Genomic DNA, 18,516 nt, shown 5'->3' on the forward strand with positions numbered 1-18,516 from the left:
TCATCTCCCCAAATACACTTCAATCACCTGCTCGTTGGCCTGCACTTCACGTAGCGAACCTTCCGCCAGCACCTGGCCCTGATGCAATACCGTAACGTGATCGGCAATGGTTTCCACAAAGCCCATGTCATGTTCCACCACCATCAACGAATGCTTACCCGCCAGCCCGCGAAACAGCTCGGCGGTATACTCGGTTTCGGCATCCGTCATGCCTGCTGCGGGTTCATCAAGCAGCAGCAAATGCGGTTCCTGCACCAGTAGCATGCCGATTTCGAGAAACTGTTTTTGCCCGTGGGAAAGCAGCCCGGCTTTGCGATGGCGTTCCGCCCCAAGGCGCAAAGTCGCCAGCATTTCGTCGATGCGATCCCGCTGTTCAGAGTTGAGTTTCGCCCGCAGGCTCGCCCACACCGACTTATCGGTTTTCTGCGCAATCTCAAGGTTTTCAAACACCGTCAGCGCTTCAAACACCGTCGGCTTCTGGAATTTGCGGCCAATGCCGCGTTGAGCGATATCCGCCGGTTCTAAATGCAGCAAATCGGCCGATTGGTCGTAAAAAGCCCGCCCGCTTTGCGGTTTGGTTTTCCCGGTAATCACATCCATCAATGTCGTTTTACCGGCACCATTCGGGCCTATCACACAACGTAATTCGCCAACGCCAATATTGAGCGACAAATCCGTCAGCGCTTTGAAGCCGTCAAAACTGACATTAATGTTTTCCAGCATCAGCACCGGATCGGTTTGATCGCGGAATCGGTCAGCCTCGTACTGCCGAGTAAACAGCGGTTCACCTGGTTGCATTATTTTTCTCCCTTACGCAGCAAGCCAATTATGCCGCGCGGTAAAAACAGGGTAACGACGATAAAAATCAGCCCCAGGAACAGTTGCCAGTATTCCGGCACCGCCATGGTGAAATAGCTTTTTGCGCCATTGACTAAACCCGCACCGAGGATCGGGCCGATCAACGTCCCGCGCCCGCCGAGTGCCACCCAGATAGCCGCTTCGATAGAGTTGGTTGGCGACATTTCACCAGGGTTGATGATGCCAACCTGTGGCACATACAACGCCCCCGCCAGCCCGCAAAGTACCGCAGATAACGTCCATACCAGCAGTTTGAAACCTTTCGGATCGTAGCCGCAGAACACCAGGCGGTTTTCCGCATCGCGCACTGCCGTTAATACCCGCCCAAACTTGCTGCGCGCAAGCGCAAAACCTATTCCCAGACTTGCCAGCAACAACAGTGCCGTGGCGATAAACAACCCGATGCGCGTGCCCGTGGCGGTAATCGGTATACCTAAAATAGTGGTAAAACCGGTGAAGCCGTTATTGCCGCCAAAGCCGGTTTCATTACGAAAGAACAACAGCATTCCGGCGTAGGTCAGCGCCTGGGTCATAATCGAGAAATAGACGCCTTTGATTTTTGAGCGGAAGGCAAAAAAACCAAACACCAACGCGAGCAGCCCCGGCACCAGCACAATCAGTGCCAACGCCCAGGCAAAATGCTGAGTGCCCCACCAGAACCACGGCAGTTGCTCCCAGGAAAGGAACGACATAAACGCGGGTAGCCCGTCGCCTGCTGCCTGGCGCATCAGATACATTCCCATCGCGTAGCCGCCAAGGGCAAAGAAAATGCCGTGCCCAAGAGACAACAGTCCGGCATAGCCCCATACCAAATCCAGTGCAACCGCAACGGTGGCATAACAGAGGATTTTACCGACAAGGGTCAGCGTGTAAGTTGAAAGACTCAGTGGATGGCTGGCTGGCAACAGCGTCAGAAACGGCAATGTCAGCATCAGCACCACAATCAGCGCCCCCAACACCATTGAGATGCGCGGCGCTTTGCGGGTGAGTGTTAACGTCAGCGGTTGGCTCATCAGTCAATAACCCTCCCTTTCAGGGCGAACAGGCCTTGCGGGCGTTTTTGAATAAACAGAATAATCAGCACAAGGATGAGGATTTTGCCCAGCACCGCGCCAATTTGCGGTTCCAGTATTTTATTGAAGATACCCAGCCCGAATGCCGCAGCCACGGTTCCCGCCAGTTGGCCCACACCGCCGAGCACCACCACCAGGAAGGAGTCGATAATGTAGCCTTGTCCCAGTTCCGGGCCGACATTGCCAAGCTGCGACAGCGCTACGCCGCCAAGACCTGCAATGCCTGAGCCGAGGCCAAACGCCAGCATATCTACACGTCCGGTTGGCACGCCGCAGCAGGCGGCCATAGCACGGTTTTGGGTCACGGCTCGCACATTCATACCAAGACGAGTTTTGTTCAGCAGCAGCCAGGTAAACAGCAAAACCAGCATCACAAAACCGATCACCACCAGGCGATTCCACGGCAAAATCAGGTTCGGCAGCACTTGTACGCCACCAGACAACCACGAAGGGTTGGCGACTTCCATGTTTTGCGCACCAAACACCATGCGCACAATCTGAATCAGCATCAGGCTGATGCCCCATGTCGCCAATAGTGTTTCCAGTGGGCGACCGTACAAATGGCGAATCACCGTGCGTTCCAGCGCCATACCGATTCCGGCAGTAATCGCAAACGCGACGGGCAACGCGACAATCGGGTAAAACGTCAGCCATGCCGGGGCGTAGTGCTGAAAGACGCTTTGCACCAGCCATGCGGAGTAAGCTCCCAACATCAGCATTTCGCCGTGCGCCATATTAATCACGCCCAGCAAACCGTAGGTAATCGCAAGCCCGAGTGCGGCCAACAGCAAAATAGAACCTAACGAAATCCCCATAAACGCCTGGCCGAGAATGTCGCCGAGCATTAAACGATGCTGAATTTTTTGCAGGCCTTCGCTGGCGGCTTTGCGAACCTGCGCATCAGGTTCGGTCTGTGCGTCAGTCAGCGGTTTGAGCAATGCTTGCGTATCGGGATCGGCAGAATGGCTCAGCAACTCCACAGCGTTCAGACGTACTTTGGCATCAGTGCTTGCAAGCTGAAGTTGGGCAATCGCGCCTTCAAGAGCGGTGCGAACATTGTCGTCAGTCTCGATCTTGAGCCGCTGTTCCAGCAAGGGAAGCTGGTCTGGTTGCGCCTCGCGTTGTAAAACTTTCGCTGCCTGCAAACGTTGAGTGACGTTGTCACTCACCAATTGATGGCTGGCAAGCGCACTGCCTACAAGAACGCGTAACCGATTAGTCAGGCGGACTTTTTTATCGCCCACCACCAGGTTTTCTTGCGCTAAAGCGGTGAGTAACGGCAAACGTTTAGCGTCCGGTGCCGCCGCCCAGTTTTGCAGCAGTTTCGCCTGTTGCGTGCGGTTCGCTGCGGCAAAATCTTCGGCATCTCCGGCGCGGGCGAAGCACGGCAGCAGCCAGGCCATGATTAACAGCCAGCGTACATATTTCATGGGCGTCTCCTTGAACTCGATCGGTTCCCTCTCCTTGAAGGGAGAGGGAGAGAACTAGCTAGTTGCTCGCCATTTTCACAGGCTCTTCAGACTTCTTGTCGTTGCCTGCAATGAACGGGCTCCACGGCTGGGCGCGTACCGGTGCATCGGTCTGCCACACCACGTTGAACTGGCCGTTACCTTCAATTTCGCCAATCATCACCGGCTTATGCAGATGATGGTTGGTGGCGTCCATAGTGAGCGTAAAACCAGATGGCGCTTTGTAGGTTTGCCCCGCCATCGCCGCGCGTACTTTGTCGACATCTGTGGTTCCGGCTTTCTCCACCGCCTGCGCCCACATATGAATGCCGACATATGTCGCTTCCATCGGGTCGTTGGTCACTACCGTGTCGGCGTTCGGCAATTTATGGGCTTTGGCGTAGGCCTTCCATTCGGCGACAAACGCCTTGTTGGTTGGGTTATCCACGGATTCGAAGTAGTTCCACGCCGCCAGGTTGCCGACCAACGGTTTGGTGTCGATACCGCGCAACTCTTCCTCACCGACCGAGAACGCCACTACCGGCACATCGGTGGCTTTCAGGCCCTGGTTGGCGAGTTCTTTGTAAAACGGTACGTTGGAGTCGCCGTTAATGGTGGAGATAACCGCGGTTTTGCCGCCTGCGGAGAATTTCTTAATGTTGGAAACAATGGTCTGGTAATCGCTATAGCCAAACGGGGTATAAACTTCTTCGATGTCTTTATCCTGCACGCCTTTGGAATGCAGGAACGCGCGCAGAATCTTGTTGGTGGTGCGCGGATAAACGTAATCGGTGCCCAACAGGAAGTAGCGTTTCGCCGCCCCGCCATCCTCGCTCATCAGGTATTCCACCGCTGGAATTGCCTGCTGGTTAGGTGCCGCACCGGTATAGAACACGTTTGGCGACATCTCTTCACCTTCATACTGCACAGGGTAGAACAGCAGCCCGTTCAGCTCTTCAAACACGGGCAGCACCGATTTGCGCGATACCGAAGTCCAACAGCCAAACACCACCGCCGCTTTGTCCTGGCTCAGTAACTGGCGGGCTTTTTCAGCGAACAGCGGCCAGTTGGAGGCCGGATCAACCACCACCGGTTCGAGTTGTTTCCCCAGCACGCCGCCTTTGGCGTTGATGTCCGCGATGGTCATCAGTGCCACATCTTTGAGCGGAGTTTCAGAAATCGCCATCGTGCCGGAAAGTGAATGCATGATGCCTACTTTGATGGTGTCGGCGGCCTGAGCGCTAAACGCCAGACCCATGCTGATAACGGACGCAGAAAGCGCAAAAGCTTTAACAAATGTACGACGGTGCATAGTCTTCACTCCCAAAGTGTATTAACGAATAACCCCATGCTTCGCCTGATGAAGCATATGGAGAGTAATTTGACGGACCTCTTTCTGACTTGCGGCTATATGGTCGTGTAAGCGGGTCTGCGCCTCCTGAAGTTGACGGTTCAAAATGGCGAGCAAAATCTGTCCATGCTCGAGATATGTGGCACTTACGCGCGGTCGCTTGGTGAAATCCAGCCGCCGCACAATACGAATTTTTTCGGTGATTTCGCGATGTACCCGCGCCATTTCCGGGTTTCCTGTGGCCTCAACCAGCGTCATATGGAACACCTCGTCGTGGCTGGCAACTTCAGCGCCATCGGCCAGTTGCGGCGCATCAATCCAGAACTGCTTTAATGCCTGGAGCGGCAGCGGTCGCACCTCTGCGGGCAACATACACAGCCGTTTTACGGCTTCGAGCTCCAGCACAATGCGCAGATCGTAGAGCGACTCCAGATGGTCGAAATCCACCGTTTTAATTTGCCAACCACTACGCGGCTGCACTTCGACATAGCCTTCTTGTTCCAGCGCATACAATGCCTGGCGCACCGGCGTACGGCTCGCCGCCATACGCACCGCAATGTCGTTTTCGCTAAAGCGATCCCCTGGCAGAAGCTGGAAATCGAAGATTTCCTGTTTCAATAAGCGGTAGATACGCTCGGCGATGCCTTCGGGTTTCTTATTCACACCGCATCCAGCCACAGCAACGCATCACCGGGCCCTACCTGGCGACCCTGCTGGCAACTGATACGAATAACGGTGCCATCGCAAGGTGCGCTCACCATCAACTCCATCTTCATGGCTTCCACCACTATCAGCGGCTCGCCCTGCTTAACAACTTGTCCTGGTTCCACAAGGATCTTCCAGATATTGCCGTTGAGATCCGCGCTCACCAGCTGACCTGGCTGGTCTTCAACCACCTCTTGTGCCACTGACATTGCGCTCTCGACGGCGCCACTTTCCTGCTCCTTCCAGTGCGCGACTTCACTGACAAACGCTTGCTGTTGGCGTGAGCGGAAATCAGCAATGTCGTCGGCGTTGTCGGCAAGGAAGGTGGTGTAAGCGGCAAAATCAAACTCGACCTCTTCAACACGCACCTGGGCACGTCCTTCACGGAAGGCGGTGCGAAATTCAGTCAGTTCGTCTTCGCTGACCGGATAGAAACGCACCTGGTCGAAGAACTTCAGCAGCCATGGTTCGTCGCCAAACTGTTCGTTCTTGAGGAATTTGTTCCAGATAGGCAACGTGCGCCCAACCAACTGGTATCCACCCGGTGAATCCATGCCGTAGATGCACATATACATGCCACCGATACCCACGGTGCCTTCGGCAGTCCAGGTGCGGGCCGGGTTGTATTTCGAGCTAAGCAGGCGGTGGCGTGGGTCGAGCGGCACCGCGCACGGTGCACCCAGGTACACATCCCCAAGGCCGAGAATCAGGTAGCTGGCATCAAAGAGGATTTTTTTCACTTCGTCGCGGTGCGCCAGCCCATTGGTGCGCTGAATGAAATCGACGTTATTGGGCAGCCACGGTGCATCGGCACGCACGGTTTCTTTGTAACGCTCAACAGCGGCGAGCGTGGCGCTGTCTTCAAAGGCCATCGGCAGGTGCACAATGCGCGACGGGATCTTAAGTTTCGTGACATCGCCCAGCTGTTTTTCCAGGCTTAATAACAGCGTCAGTAATTGCGACTGGGAAATATGCTGGCTGTCATAACGCACTTGCAGCGAACGCACGCCCGGCGAAAGCTCTTCAATACCGGAAACACTGGCCTGCTTGATGGCTTTCATCAGCAGATAAATACGCAGGCGCAGCGCCAGATCCAGCACGTTGTCGCCGTATTCGATAAGCACGTAGTTGTCACCCGCCTGGCGATAAACCACGGCGGGTAAATCACTCTGCGCATCCAGTTCTGCGAGAATCGCCGCACTTGAGGTAGTAGTCGGTGTAATCGACGGGTGCAAATCCGGCAGCGTTAGCACATGCAGCAAATTGGTGACCGCCACGTCCTGGGCTATTTCCAACGACTGCGCATGTTCAAAGGTAATCGCGTGGAAGCGAATTCGGTCACCAGGCTTCACCTGCCCGACTTTCCATAGTTCCGCTTTCGCGATGGTAACCGGGCAGACAAACCCGCCCAGGCTTGGGCCATCACGCGTCAGGATCACCGGGAAGTCACCGGTAAAGTTCACCGCGCCAATCGCGTATTCACAATCATGAACGTTGGAAGGATGCAGCCCCGCTTCGCCACCGTCAGCCCGCGTCCATTGAGGTTTAGGGCCGACTAAACGCACGCCAAGGCGGTTCGAGTTGTAGTGAACCTGCCACTCGCTTTCAAAGAAAGTTTGCATGGATTCAGGGGTGAAGAAATCAGGTGCACCATGCGGCCCGTATAACACTCCGATTTCCCACACATCGCTGTATTGCGGGATAACTGCCGGTTCCGGGGTTTGTGGCAGTGAAATTGGTGCCGGTGTGGTGCACGCAGGTAAACACGGTTGGGAAATCGCCAGCACATCTGCCACGCGCAAAGTACGTCCGGCGTGGCCGCCGAATTGCCCAAGGGCAAAGGTCGAACGGCTACCGAGATAAACAGGCACGTCGAAACCATTGCGTACCGCCAGATAAGTTCGGCAACCGGAAGTCGCCCGCCCGAGTTTCAGCGTCTGCCCCGCTTTGACAATCACCGGTTGCCAGTATGGGATCGCTTCATCATCCAGCGTTGCCGGGCAATCAGCACCGGTTAATGCGATGGTCGCCGCGCTATGAAAGCGGAGCGTCGGCCCCTGTAGCGTAAATTCGAGCCCTGCGGCAGACGGATGATTCCCCACAATGCGGTTTGCGAGACGGAACGCAAAATCGTCCATTGGCCCGGATGGTGGCACACCGATATCCCAGTAACCAAGACGCCCAGGGCTATCCTGCACGCTGCTCCAGGTGCCGGGCTCCAGCACTTCAATGGCATGAGCCTGATAAACCACATCATCCAGCAGACGCGTCCACATCACCCCGGCTTTAAATTCCGCCATTTGGACAATTTGACGCAGGTAATCGAGATTGGTCGCAATACCGTGCAAACGTGTAGCGGCTAAAGCCGTGTTCAGTTTACTTAACGCCTGCTGACGATCGTCGCCGTAAACGATCACTTTAGCGATCATCGGATCGTAGAACGCGCTGACTTCGCTGCCGGTACTTACCCAACCATCAACGCGCACATCTTCCGGGAAGAAAACATCAGTCAGCACGCCCGGACTTGGCTGGAAGTTTTTCAGCGCATCTTCGGCGTAAATACGTACTTCAATGGCGGCCCCTTTTGGCGGCTGCGCCATGCGTTGCCAGTCAAGCGTGACGCCTGCGGCGACGTGAATCATGCATTCGATAAGATCCAGCCCGGTGACCATTTCGGTGACCGGATGCTCGACCTGCAAGCGGGTATTCACTTCGAGGAAATAGAACGCATCGAGGGCGGCGTCATAGATAAATTCCACGGTGCCTGCGCTGCGGTAATTCACCGATTCCCCCAGAGCCACTGCTGCTGCATGAATAGCTTCTCGGGTCGCCTGCGGTAAATTTGGCGCGGGGGTTTCTTCCACCACTTTCTGGTTACGGCGTTGCAATGAGCAATCACGCTCACCGAGTGCCACGACTTTGCCTTTACCATCGCCAAAAATCTGTACTTCCAGGTGACGTGCGCGGTCAACAAAACGCTCAATAAATACGCCATCGTCGCTGAAAAACTGCTGACCCATGCGTTTTACGCTCGACCAGGCTTCAACCAGGCTCGCGTCATCTTCACAGCGCGTCAGCCCAATCCCCCCGCCGCCTGCGGTGGTTTTCAGCATCACCGGGTAGCCAATTTCAGCCGCCGCAAGTTGTGCCTCTTTCAGGGTCAGCAACAAGCCCGTTCCGGGCGTCATCGGTACGTCAGCTTTAAAGGCCAGTTCACGCGCACGGTGTTTCAGGCCAAAGTCACGAATTTGTTCGGCGGTTGGGCCGATGAACACCAGCCCGTTATCAGCACAGGCCTGGGCAAACTCCGCGCGTTCCGACAAAAATCCGTAGCCAGGGAATATCGCCTGCGCACCGCTCGCTTTAGCAGCGGCAACGATCTTCTCAATATCGAGGTAACTGTCCGCTGCTTTTTCGCCACCCAGCGCAATCGCCACATCGGCATCAATTACATGCTGCGCGTTAGCATCAGGGTCGGAGTAAACAGCAACGCTGCCGATACCCATTTTTTTAAGCGTTTTAATTGCCCGAACGGCAATTTCACCGCGGTTAGCTATCAACACAGAGCTAAACATTGTCGTCTCCTTAAGCGCTATGGTGGCGGGCAAGCCAGGCTTTCCAGCCGCCCCACGCGGTGATATCCGTGGCATCAGAGAGTGCTGCAGGTTCGCAGATAAACCCTTTCACGTTGCGACCATCTTCAAGCGCCAATGTGCCAATCCCCAGAGGGGCCGGGATTTCCGCCACAAACTCACCAAAGCGCGCCAGCGGGATATCCCAAAGCTCCACGGCAATCGGCTGCCCTTCGGAACTACGTGCAAGGCCCGGTTTCGGCGGCTGAGTGTTGGCAAGCGCGTAGAGGCGGTAATTGGCAGCGGTGTGCGATTCTTCGATAAACACCGCATTACGCGTGGTGAGCTGGTGGTTAAGCGGCATTCCGCGCAGATGTGCGCCCACCACAGCAACGCGAACGTGATTGGCTGATGGTTTTTCGGCATTACTCGCAGGCAGCGTTTTATCGGTCGCGCCCAATGGCAAATTCAGCGCCTGCTGCCAGCTTTTCCCGAAGTGACTCAACGCCTGGTCATGCCATGCGGGTGCGATAAGCGTTATCCCGGCAGGGATTCCATCTGCGCGGAAATCACCCGGCAGTGCCAAAGCACAAAGGTCAGCCAGGTTAGTGAAGTTGGTATAAGTCCCAAACTGAGAGTTGTAGCGCACCGGTTCCTGCGCCATTTCAGCGAGGGTATGAATGGTCGGAGACGTTGGCACCACCAGCGCGTCAAACTCGCTGAGCTGTGCGTTAATTTTCTGCGCCAGCTCAGCACGGGTGTATTCCGCCTGCCAGGCATCGCAGGCCGTGTAATTCAGACCATTTGCCACAATGCCGCGCACGGTTGGGTCCATGGCTTCAGGCATGCTTTTAAAAATCTCGCCAACCGCAACGGTGCGCTCAGCCACCCATGCGCCGTAATACAGCTGCTCGGCTAACTGGTTAAAGACGTTAAAATCAATCGGCACCAGTTCCGCACCTTGCTGTTGCAGACGCGCCAGGGTTTTGGCGAATGCGTTTTCGCTTAAGGTGTCGCCGAAAAATTCAAGACGGTCGGGAATGGCAAAACGGAGTTTTTCACTAAAGCGTGCCGGAGCAGTTTGCGGGTTGTTTCGAGAGTACGGATCTTGTGGATCGTAGCCACCAGCAACAGCGGCAACGGTTTGTGCATCTTCAACGGTTAACGCGAACACCGAAACACAGTCATTCAGGCGACACGCGGGCACCACGCCTGCGGTAGAAATCCAGCCTTTGGTCGGTTTCAGGCCGACGATATTGTTAAAACCAGCCGGGACGCGCCCGGAGCCTGCGGTGTCGGTTCCCAGCGAGAAACACACCAGGCCGCGTGCAACCACAGACGCCGAGCCCGAACTCGAACCACCGCTGACATATTCCGGGTTAAAGGTATTTTTCACCGCACCAAACGGTGAACGTGTGCCGACTAACCCGGTCGCGAACTGGTCGAGGTTAGTTTTACCTACCACAATTGCACCAGCCGCTTTCAGGTGTGCGATTACCGTCGCATCTTTTTCTGGTGTGTAGGTAAAAGCAGGACATGCAGCGCTGGTGGGCATTCCGGCGACATCAATATTATCTTTCGCCGCAAAAGGAACGCCTAATAAAGGAAAATCGGTCGCTTGTTTTTCACCAGAATTAATCGCCTGAAAAACCGTGGTTAATTGCGCATAGATTTCGTCATGCGTCGCAATATATATCCAGGCGTTATCATCACGGGATAAATCTGCATCTAATTGCTGATATGCCGCTACAAGTTGTTGCGGATGCTGGCGGTAACTGGCTACCCATTCAGACAAAGTCGCTACTGACATAAACTGGAATCCCATCTGGTATACAAGATGAGATGAATAAAGCATTTAGCGTGCCAGGTATTTACGGCGCTGATAATCAAGAGATTTAAATATACCTAACAACGCATCATTCATTTTTCGCACTCTTATAGAGCGAATGGTTAAGTTATTTATCCAGAAAGGTGCAAATAAACCATGTCATATTATTTTCTTATGTTTATTAATAAATCGGTCGTTTTGTAGAGTGGATAACCGCGGTGCACATAAAAAATGTCATGTTCATGATTTGATAGTGTGATCAACCACCAGGAAAGCAAATTAACCATACAATACCCTAAGTATTGTCTTAAATACGGCATTAACACCGAATTCGGATGCGCAAATAGAATACGATTCCATCACAGATCGAACTTAGGTATAGCGCCAATAGCTGCTTATACTTCCTTAAAATGTCTAAAGGCAAACGAACATGAATAAGCCCGCCTCTACCGGTTTATTGCAGCAACCTAAACCGTTTTTTATGATTTTTTTTGTTGAGTTATGGGAGCGTTTTGGATACTACGGCGTGCAAGGTATTCTGGCCGTTTTCTTCGTTAAAGAGCTCGGTTTTTCACAGGAACAGGCCTTTGTTACCTTTGGTGCCTTTGCCGCTCTGGTTTACGGGCTGATCTCAATCGGTGGTTACGTTGGCGATCATTTATTAGGAACAAAACGCACGATGGTTCTTGGTGCCGTGGTACTGGCGCTGGGCTACTTTATGACCGGTTTGTCGCTGCATAATCCTGATATGATCTTTATTGCCCTGGGCACCATTGCGGTGGGCAACGGGCTATTTAAAGCCAACCCGGCCAGTCTGCTTTCGAAATGTTATCCGCCAAAAGATCCCCGTCTGGACGGCGCATTCACCCTCTTTTACATGTCTATCAACATCGGTTCTTTGTTGTCTTTGTCTCTTGCTCCCGTCATTGCCAACAAATATGGCTACGCCGTTACCTACAACCTGTGCGGCATTGGCTTAGTCTTCGCATTGCTGGTTTATTTCTGCTGCCGTGGCATGGTGCGCGACATCGGCTCGGAACCCGATAGCAAACCGATGAGCTACAAAAACTTACTGCTGGTTTTAGCGGGAACTGTGCTGATGATTTACGTTTGTGCCTGGCTGATGCATAACGTAAAAGTGGCCAATATTGTGTTAATTGTGCTGTCCATTATCGTGATTTTCCTCTTCTTCCGTGAGGCCGCGAAGCAAAACAAAAGCGATCGCAACCGCATGTACGTCGCTTTTGTGCTGATGATTGAAGCGGTACTGTTTTACATTCTGTATGCCCAGATGCCGACATCGCTGAACTTCTTTGCTATCAATAACGTGCGCCATGATATTCTCGGTTTTACTATCAACCCCGTCAGTTTTCAGGCGCTGAACCCATTCTGGGTGGTGGTCGCCAGCCCTATTCTGGCTTCGCTGTATACCCGTTTTGGTGCCAAAGGCAAAGATCTGACGATGCCTGCCAAATTCACTCTCGGCATGTTCCTGTGTTCGTTAGGCTTTTTAACTGCCGCCGCCGCTGGTATGTGGTTTGCTGACGCGCAAGGGCTGACCTCACCCTGGTTTATCGTGCTGGTGTATTTGTTCCAGAGTTTGGGTGAACTGATGATAAGCGCGTTAGGTTTAGCAATGGTCGCAGCGCTGGTGCCGCAAACTATGATGGGCTTTATTCTCGGGATGTGGTTCCTGACCCAGGCCGCGGCCTTCCTGCTTGGCGGCTACGTTGCCACCTTCACGGCAGTGCCAGAATCCCTTAACGATCCGCTGCAAACGCTGCCGATTTATACTGGTGTGTTCAGCAAAATTGGCATCACGACCTTTGTTATCGCGCTGATTATGGCCGCAATGGTGCCGTGGCTAAACCGTATGATGAATATGCAACCGGAAGTGAAAACCGCTTAACTTCTTCGTCTTTGTTTCTTATCACGCCGCCTTCAACGAAGGCGGTTTGTGATAACACTTTCTGAAACTTAAATAATGGTGCCGCCTTTCGTTAAGGCTTCGCGGCGCTCTTCAGACTCCGCTTTATGGTGATGGCCTTTCTGCGCAATGGCGATACGCAAGCGCTGTTGCTGCGCATAACGATCTTCGCGACTTAATTCTGCATCATCGCTCAACTCAATCAGCAATTCGTTCATATGTTCAATAACATTCTCAGCGAGTGCTACATCTACGCGGGCAATTACGTCTTCAAGGTGCGCCATAACAATCTCCTCTATTTTTGTACCGACACCCTAACCTTTTCAGGTGAGGAATCAATAAATTTATCTCTATCGCTATGACTCGGAAGCAATTTTTACAAGGGTAAGCATCACCGTCCTGCCCGCTCACTCATGCATTTTGCAGAACGCGTCCAGAGCATGGGACAACGCAGCCGGATTTTCCCACGACATTGAATGCCCGCAGTCTGGTAGTACTGTAGTCGTGATTTTCAGGGTTTGAACTTTAGTGAAATCGCTATCGGGCAGGGAGCTTTCACCGAATATTAGGTTTTTGGGTATCTTCAGATGAGCGAACATTTCAAACCAGTTATTCCCGGTTATCAGGCTATCGGCCCCTCGCCAAACAGCCCAGGGTGCGGCAACCGATAAACTTCCTGCCCAGGGGCCCTTTTCTTCTGCAACCAAAGACGCATGGATGCAAGCGACATAATTATCTTCTGTGTAGCTGCATATTTGTTTGCTGAAAAATCCGCCTCCTGGGTGGAAGTTGGGTTCAGAAACAATCAATGCGCACTGACCTTCAGTTAATTGTTGAGAAGCCTCAATACAGATACTGCCTCCCATACTGTGGCCATAGAGAAAGAACTTTTTCAGATTGAGATGGGAAATCAGTTCGGCAACGACTGCAGCCTGCTCGGCAATGGAATAACTGAAATCTTTAGGTTTCTCGCTGTAGCCGTAACCCGGAAGGTCGATAAGAATCGCTCTTCTGCCGGAAAAGTTTTTATCGGCAACCACTCGAGGGTATTCATAAGAGGCAGCACATCCAAGACCGTGAACAAACACCAATGGCGTTCCTGTTCCGGGCAGATCCAGCCAGCGAACGCGGCAGTTTGCTATAGAGGAGAAAAATGATTCCATACCATTAATCTTCAGAAGCAGGATGGGAATAAACACCCAATATTTTGTTCATATTGATGCCGGTGACAGCAAAACCGTTAGTTTCATAGACCTGTCTGGCTCTGCGGTTATCAGCAGCTACGCGAAGTTTGATCTGGTTATAACCTTGCTGAATTAGCTGCTCTTCCAGACATTTCATCGCCTCACTACCCAGCCCCTGGCCACGAAACTGGGGAAAGAGATAAAAGTCGTTGATGTAAATAGATTTAAGTTCTGAGTCCGGCTTATACCATAGATAGCCAATATGCTGTTCTTCACCCAAGTGAGTTTGTGTAATACATAACACAACCTGCCCGGCACTCTTTTCACCGTCCGGGAAACTTGCCTCTGTCTCACGTCGTGCCTGTAACAAAGCATCCGCTTCCGACAGTCGATAACTACTGGCTATCTCACTTGCATAATCCACAACGAAGTAATCAACAAATGCCAGAAAATCATGGCTTAACATAGGTTTGAACGTAACCATTTTTCATCCTTGTTTGTGTTTTTGCCGAGTCCAAAATATGACGCCTCCCAAAGCAGGAAGCGTCAGTTGAGATTAATTCAATTTCGCTTTCGAGAAATCACTGCCATTCAGGCTAACGCTATAACCTGTCACATTACTGCGTGTTGCGTAGAAAGTTTTACCGTTAGCCAGTGGTATCCACGGGGCTTGTTGGTAGAACACTTCTTGCGCCTGCTCATAGAGTTTAGCGCGCGCAGCCGGGTCGCTGGTCAGTTTCGCTTTTTGGGTTAACGCATCGTAATCTTTGTCGCACCAACGTGCTGCGTTAGAGCCGCTCTTGATACTGCCGCAACCAAGCAGCGTATCTGCGAAGTTATCCGGGTCGCCGTTATCGCTCATCCAGCCAAACAGTGCGGAGGAGTGTTCGCCCTTACGCATGCCTGAAAGGTATTCGCCCCACTCAAAGGTGACGATTTTCGCGTTCACACCCACTTTTGCCCAGTCATGCTGAATCATCTCGGCAATACGACGTGAGTTCGGGTTATATGGACGCTGCACCGGCATTGACCACAAATCCGTATCGAAGCCCTTCTCAAGCCCTGCTTGTTTTAACAGTGCTTTGGCCTTTTCAGGATTGTAGGTGCGATCGTAGAGATCTTTATTGAAACCCAACATTGTTGGCGGGATTGGGGATTTCGCAATCGTACCTGACCCCATAAATACCGCATTGATAATAGCTTGTTTATCCACGGCGTAGTTCAACGCCTGGCGTACCAGCACGTTATCAAATGGCTTTTTGGTGGTGTTAAACGCCAGATAACCGACGTTCAGGCCATCTACCGTGTGTAAAGTCAGATCTTTGTCAGCTTTAATAGCGTCAAACTGCACCGGAGCCGGGGCTGGGATAATCTGGCATTCGTTCTTCTGCAATTTTGCCATACGCGTCTGGACGTTGGGTGTAATGGAGAAGATCAGATGTTTAGTCGGCACTTCACCATTCCAGTAGTTCGGGTTCGCGACATAGCGAATCAACGAATCTACTTTATATTCCTGCAACGCAAACGGCCCTGTGCCGATTGGCGCAGTATCTACTTTTTCAGGCGTGCCCGCTTTTAGCATCGCATCAGCATATTCTGCTGAAAGAATTGAAGCGAAATCCATCCCCCAGTCTGCGAGGAATGCCGCGTTAGGTTCACTCAGGGTGAACTGAACGTGATTATCATCAAGCTTTTTAACTTCGGTTATCAGCTTATCGAGTCCGACATCATTGAAGTATTCGTAAGTCGCCTGCGACACATTGTGGTACGGGTTTTTCGGGTCCTTCTGGCGCATGACTGAGAAAACGACATCGTCAGCATTGAAATCGCGGGTCGGCTTAAACTCTTTATTGCTATTGAACTTCACGCCTTTGCGCAGGGTAAAAGTATACGTTTTACCATCCGGGCTGATTTTCCATTCGGTCGCCAGTGACGGAACCGGTAAGTTGTCGCTTGGGCGAAATTCAACCAGGCGGTTATAGAGCGTTTGCGAACTGGCAACAAACGTAGGGCCGGAGCTGGCAATTTGTGGGTTGAAGGATTCTGGTGAGGCCTCTGAACAATAAACTAGCGTGTTATTCGCTGCAGCCAAAGCAGCCGTTGCGGGTAAGAAACTGCTGAGCAACAGTGCGAGAAGTGTTTTCCCTGTCGACATAGTTGTGCCTTTTGTATGCTTGCCAAATGAAAAGTGAACTTATAATTTTGAGCGTCAATAACACCATAGCTCTTAAATTCTGACAAATAACAAAAGGCTCTCAGGTTATTCATTAATAGTGATATTCGTGCATTTTTACGCCACCAGCAGCACAATACACCACCATATTCATTTACAATGACGTAACAAACCTCTGTAAGATCGCACGCGAAAAAGGCGTATCGCTCACTGCGGCTAATAACGCATCACGGTCTTTGCCTTTCATCGCCACTCTTTCACTACGGCTGGTAATGATTTTATTCATCACTGGCGTACTAAATTCTGGGTGGAATTGCACCGAAAGTGCAGTCGATGAATAGCGGATAATTTGGTGCGGATCGTGACTGGATGCTGCAAGTACCACGGCACATGACGGTAGCGTGAGCACGCTTTGCTCGTGGCTTAAAAACGTATAAAAAGATGTTGGCAAACCTTCAAGTAACGGGTCATGAAGTGCTGCATCATTCAAGCTGACGGCAATTTGCCCCACTTCGCTGCCTTGCGGATGGTAATCCACCGCACCGCCTAGCGCGTATGCCATCAATTGGTGCCCGTAACAGACACCTAATACCGGAACCCCCGCGCCGATAATCTCACGCAACCAGTTGGCCGTGCGCTCACTCCACTCTTCATGGTCGGTGACCATCGCCCATGAACCCGAAATCACCGCACCGCTAAACGTACCCGTCGCTGGCAGCGGCTCACCTTCGAACGGGCAAACAACTTTAATTGGGCCAACATCACCTAATGCGGCTTTAAACCAGTCAGGCTGTTCGCCAACAGCCGCGCGAATATCAGTGGGAGGATGGCCCATTTGAACCAGCAATAAAGGTAGTGTTTCTGACATTGATTGAACGCCCTTTTGATTTTGGGATGACTTTAATCAGTAGCACAAAACCTGCGGTCGCCCCAAAGACTTAAGTGCAATCGCCCGATAATTAGAAAAAAGTGTCATCTCTTCCGCCGTTTGCCTGTGCCGGAAATCCGTAAAATGGAAAGTGTGAAAATGGCTCAAGCGGAGCTGAAAACAGCAGGATTGATGACGTGGCAAAAACATTATTGCGCAGCGGATGCTTAGATGACTTCCTTTCGCTAGGCGAAAACGGGCAAACGGTTTTCGACTCAGCGCTACAAATTCGCGAAACATTACGCTTACGCAAACAGCAAGCGGTGGTCGACAGCCTTGCGATACCTCAACCAAACGATGAAGGCGATCGTGTTGACTGGTACGCCCCCTTTGAAGGCAGCGTTGTCAGTTGGGCTGCTGCCAGTGATGAGCAACGTAAAAAAGCCCTGCGCTATCTCGATAACTGCCAGGCCAATATCGCCTCGCTGATTCAGCGTTGCCAACAGGCGGAAAAAACGTCCATCCAGCTTTTTGGCTCGTTACTCGCCAATACATTGCAGTTTCCGGGTAGCCAGCATGTTTATCTGGTAGACGGGAAACCGGTCATTACTTTTTGGGGCTTTGTGACGCTTAATAGCAGTGCCCGTCCTGATCCACTGGATTGCTTACGCATTGCTGAAGAACACGAACCGGTTATTGAGTTCCTGCCCGAACCGCCGCCTGCTGCGCCACCTGTCGTGGTGTTAAGCGAGCCCGATGAGCCACTCTATTCCGTGGCGGCACTCACACCTGTGGCAGTTCAAAATGATGAGCCATTGGTATCAGCGCCAGAGCCTGAAGTCGTGCGTGAAACTCCCGTCACGAAAAAGCCGAAGCGTTGGTTGCTACCTGTTGCAGCCGCCATTATCGCCTGCATCGCTGCTCCACTTTCTTATTATCTGGTATCGGCACCCCATGCCGAACCTTTAGCTCAGAAACAAGCGGAAGTTAAACCTCAGACCATCGCTCCAGCAGCCATTCAGGCAGCACCGGTGGCCCATGTGTCAACTTTGCCTGTCACTCAAGCCGCGGTCGTTGAACCACCAGCGCCGGAACCAGAACCTGCTGCTGTTACAACGACAACACCGGCAGCTGAAATACCTAAAGGCGCACTAGTTTTACCGGCTGATTCGCTAAAAATTGGCTCGACTAAATTCCTCAACGGCAACTGGCGTGTGGCCATCAACGTTAAAGATTCCATCACCGGCAAACCGCCTACGCTGCGTTATCAAATTGCCAACAACAAAGGCAATGTGCGGCTGGTGCATGGCGACAATATTGTCTGCAAAGCAGAAGTTTTCTCAGGGCTGATGCAGTCCGGTACGTTGATGATCAAAACCCGTGGCAATGCGCGTTGTAGCGATGGCTCACGTTATCCGCTGCCGGAAATATCCTGCAAACCTGGCGAGAACGATGTCGCCGAGTGCAGTGGGCGCTACGAGGAGGACACCGTGGTTCCTGTGACATTTAAAAAAGTGGGTGATTAATCA

General features: G+C 52.3%; 14 protein-coding genes. 2 read left to right on the forward strand and 12 right to left on the reverse strand.

Annotated features, from left to right (window positions below):
- Genes urtD through atzF form a run of 7 tightly spaced genes read right to left on the reverse strand, consistent with a single transcriptional unit; the run spans nt 1 to nt 10,817 of the window.
- The gene (gene urtD, locus LVQ77_RS02670) at nt 1-798 is read right to left on the reverse strand and encodes an urea ABC transporter ATP-binding protein UrtD (RefSeq protein WP_232903583.1); all 798 of its coding nucleotides are present in this window, start codon (nt 796-798) and stop codon (nt 1-3) included.
- Complete coding sequence (urtC, locus tag LVQ77_RS02675; protein WP_232903584.1) at nt 798-1,871, reverse strand: urea ABC transporter permease subunit UrtC; 1,074 nt, start codon at nt 1,869-1,871, stop codon at nt 798-800. The genes urtD and urtC overlap by 1 nt, the downstream gene beginning before the upstream one ends.
- Nucleotides 1,871-3,361 (reverse strand): urea ABC transporter permease subunit UrtB, encoded by a 1,491-nt coding sequence (gene urtB / locus LVQ77_RS02680; RefSeq protein ID WP_232903585.1) that lies wholly within the window; start codon nt 3,359-3,361, stop codon nt 1,871-1,873. Before urtB ends, urtC begins: the two co-directional genes overlap by 1 nt.
- Nucleotides 3,362-3,419: 58 nt before the next feature.
- Nucleotides 3,420-4,691 carry an urea ABC transporter substrate-binding protein gene (urtA, locus tag LVQ77_RS02685; protein ID WP_232903586.1) on the reverse strand — a complete coding sequence of 424 codons (1,272 nt, stop codon included), beginning with the start codon at nt 4,689-4,691 and terminating at the stop codon, nt 3,420-3,422.
- Between the two features lie 21 nt (nt 4,692-4,712).
- Nucleotides 4,713-5,393 carry a GntR family transcriptional regulator gene (locus LVQ77_RS02690; RefSeq protein ID WP_232903587.1) on the reverse strand — a complete coding sequence of 227 codons (681 nt, stop codon included), beginning with the start codon at nt 5,391-5,393 and terminating at the stop codon, nt 4,713-4,715.
- A complete protein-coding gene (gene uca / locus LVQ77_RS02695) occupies nt 5,390-9,010 on the reverse strand; it encodes an urea carboxylase (RefSeq protein ID WP_232903588.1) in 3,621 nt (1,206 codons plus the stop codon). Before uca ends, LVQ77_RS02690 begins: the two co-directional genes overlap by 4 nt.
- Nucleotides 9,011-9,020: 10 nt before the next feature.
- On the reverse strand, nt 9,021-10,817 hold the full coding sequence (atzF, locus tag LVQ77_RS02700) for an allophanate hydrolase (protein WP_232903589.1): 1,797 nt from the start codon (nt 10,815-10,817) through the stop codon (nt 9,021-9,023).
- Between the two features lie 448 nt (nt 10,818-11,265).
- Between atzF and dtpB the strand changes: the two genes are divergently transcribed.
- The gene (gene dtpB / locus LVQ77_RS02705; RefSeq protein ID WP_232865841.1) at nt 11,266-12,744 is read left to right on the forward strand and encodes a dipeptide/tripeptide permease DtpB; all 1,479 of its coding nucleotides are present in this window, start codon (nt 11,266-11,268) and stop codon (nt 12,742-12,744) included.
- A gap of 68 nt (nt 12,745-12,812) precedes the next feature.
- Here dtpB and LVQ77_RS02710 read toward each other — a convergent pair whose 3' ends face one another.
- The 5 genes from LVQ77_RS02710 to LVQ77_RS02730 all read right to left on the reverse strand — a co-directional run bounded on the left by LVQ77_RS02710 (nt 12,813) and on the right by LVQ77_RS02730 (nt 16,987).
- Nucleotides 12,813-13,046, reverse strand: a complete 234-nt coding sequence (locus LVQ77_RS02710; RefSeq protein ID WP_232903590.1) for a DUF2526 family protein — start codon at nt 13,044-13,046, stop codon at nt 12,813-12,815.
- A 123-nt stretch (nt 13,047-13,169) separates the two neighbouring features.
- Nucleotides 13,170-13,925, reverse strand: a complete 756-nt coding sequence (locus LVQ77_RS02715; protein WP_232903591.1) for an alpha/beta fold hydrolase — start codon at nt 13,923-13,925, stop codon at nt 13,170-13,172.
- A 4-nt stretch (nt 13,926-13,929) separates the two neighbouring features.
- Nucleotides 13,930-14,430, reverse strand: a complete 501-nt coding sequence (locus LVQ77_RS02720; RefSeq protein ID WP_232903592.1) for a GNAT family N-acetyltransferase — start codon at nt 14,428-14,430, stop codon at nt 13,930-13,932.
- Between the two features lie 72 nt (nt 14,431-14,502).
- Nucleotides 14,503-16,101, reverse strand: coding sequence for an ABC transporter substrate-binding protein (locus LVQ77_RS02725; protein WP_232865845.1), 1,599 nt, complete (start codon nt 16,099-16,101; stop codon nt 14,503-14,505).
- A 172-nt stretch (nt 16,102-16,273) separates the two neighbouring features.
- Nucleotides 16,274-16,987 (reverse strand): glutamine amidotransferase, encoded by a 714-nt coding sequence (locus LVQ77_RS02730; RefSeq protein WP_232903593.1) that lies wholly within the window; start codon nt 16,985-16,987, stop codon nt 16,274-16,276.
- A 197-nt stretch (nt 16,988-17,184) separates the two neighbouring features.
- On the opposite strand from LVQ77_RS02730, the gene LVQ77_RS02735 reads away from it, so the two are divergent.
- On the forward strand, nt 17,185-18,513 hold the full coding sequence (locus tag LVQ77_RS02735; protein WP_232903594.1) for an SrfA family protein: 1,329 nt from the start codon (nt 17,185-17,187) through the stop codon (nt 18,511-18,513).
- The last annotated feature ends 3 nt before the right edge of the window (nt 18,514-18,516 follow it).

The sequence above is a fragment of the Buttiauxella cochleicola genome, from assembly GCF_021282435.1.
In the GTDB taxonomy this organism is placed as follows: Bacteria; Pseudomonadota; Gammaproteobacteria; order Enterobacterales; family Enterobacteriaceae; genus Buttiauxella; species Buttiauxella massiliensis.

Excerpts from the sequence above, each read along its gene's own strand:
- urtD (WP_232903583.1), bottom strand. The coding sequence starts at position 798 with ATGCAACCAGGTGAACCGCTGTTTACTCGGCAGTACGAGGCTGACCGA.
- urtC (WP_232903584.1), bottom strand. The coding sequence starts at position 1,871 with ATGAGCCAACCGCTGACGTTAACACTCACCCGCAAAGCGCCGCGCATC.
- urtB (WP_232903585.1), bottom strand. The coding sequence starts at position 3,361 with ATGAAATATGTACGCTGGCTGTTAATCATGGCCTGGCTGCTGCCGTGC.
- urtA (WP_232903586.1), bottom strand. The coding sequence starts at position 4,691 with ATGCACCGTCGTACATTTGTTAAAGCTTTTGCGCTTTCTGCGTCCGTT.
- uca (WP_232903588.1), bottom strand. The coding sequence starts at position 9,010 with ATGTTTAGCTCTGTGTTGATAGCTAACCGCGGTGAAATTGCCGTTCGG.
- atzF (WP_232903589.1), bottom strand. The coding sequence starts at position 10,817 with ATGTCAGTAGCGACTTTGTCTGAATGGGTAGCCAGTTACCGCCAGCAT.
- dtpB (WP_232865841.1), top strand. The coding sequence starts at position 11,266 with ATGAATAAGCCCGCCTCTACCGGTTTATTGCAGCAACCTAAACCGTTT.
- LVQ77_RS02710 (WP_232903590.1), bottom strand. The coding sequence starts at position 13,046 with ATGGCGCACCTTGAAGACGTAATTGCCCGCGTAGATGTAGCACTCGCT.
- LVQ77_RS02715 (WP_232903591.1), bottom strand. The coding sequence starts at position 13,925 with ATGGAATCATTTTTCTCCTCTATAGCAAACTGCCGCGTTCGCTGGCTG.
- LVQ77_RS02720 (WP_232903592.1), bottom strand. The coding sequence starts at position 14,430 with ATGGTTACGTTCAAACCTATGTTAAGCCATGATTTTCTGGCATTTGTT.
- LVQ77_RS02725 (WP_232865845.1), bottom strand. The coding sequence starts at position 16,101 with ATGTCGACAGGGAAAACACTTCTCGCACTGTTGCTCAGCAGTTTCTTA.
- LVQ77_RS02730 (WP_232903593.1), bottom strand. The coding sequence starts at position 16,987 with ATGTCAGAAACACTACCTTTATTGCTGGTTCAAATGGGCCATCCTCCC.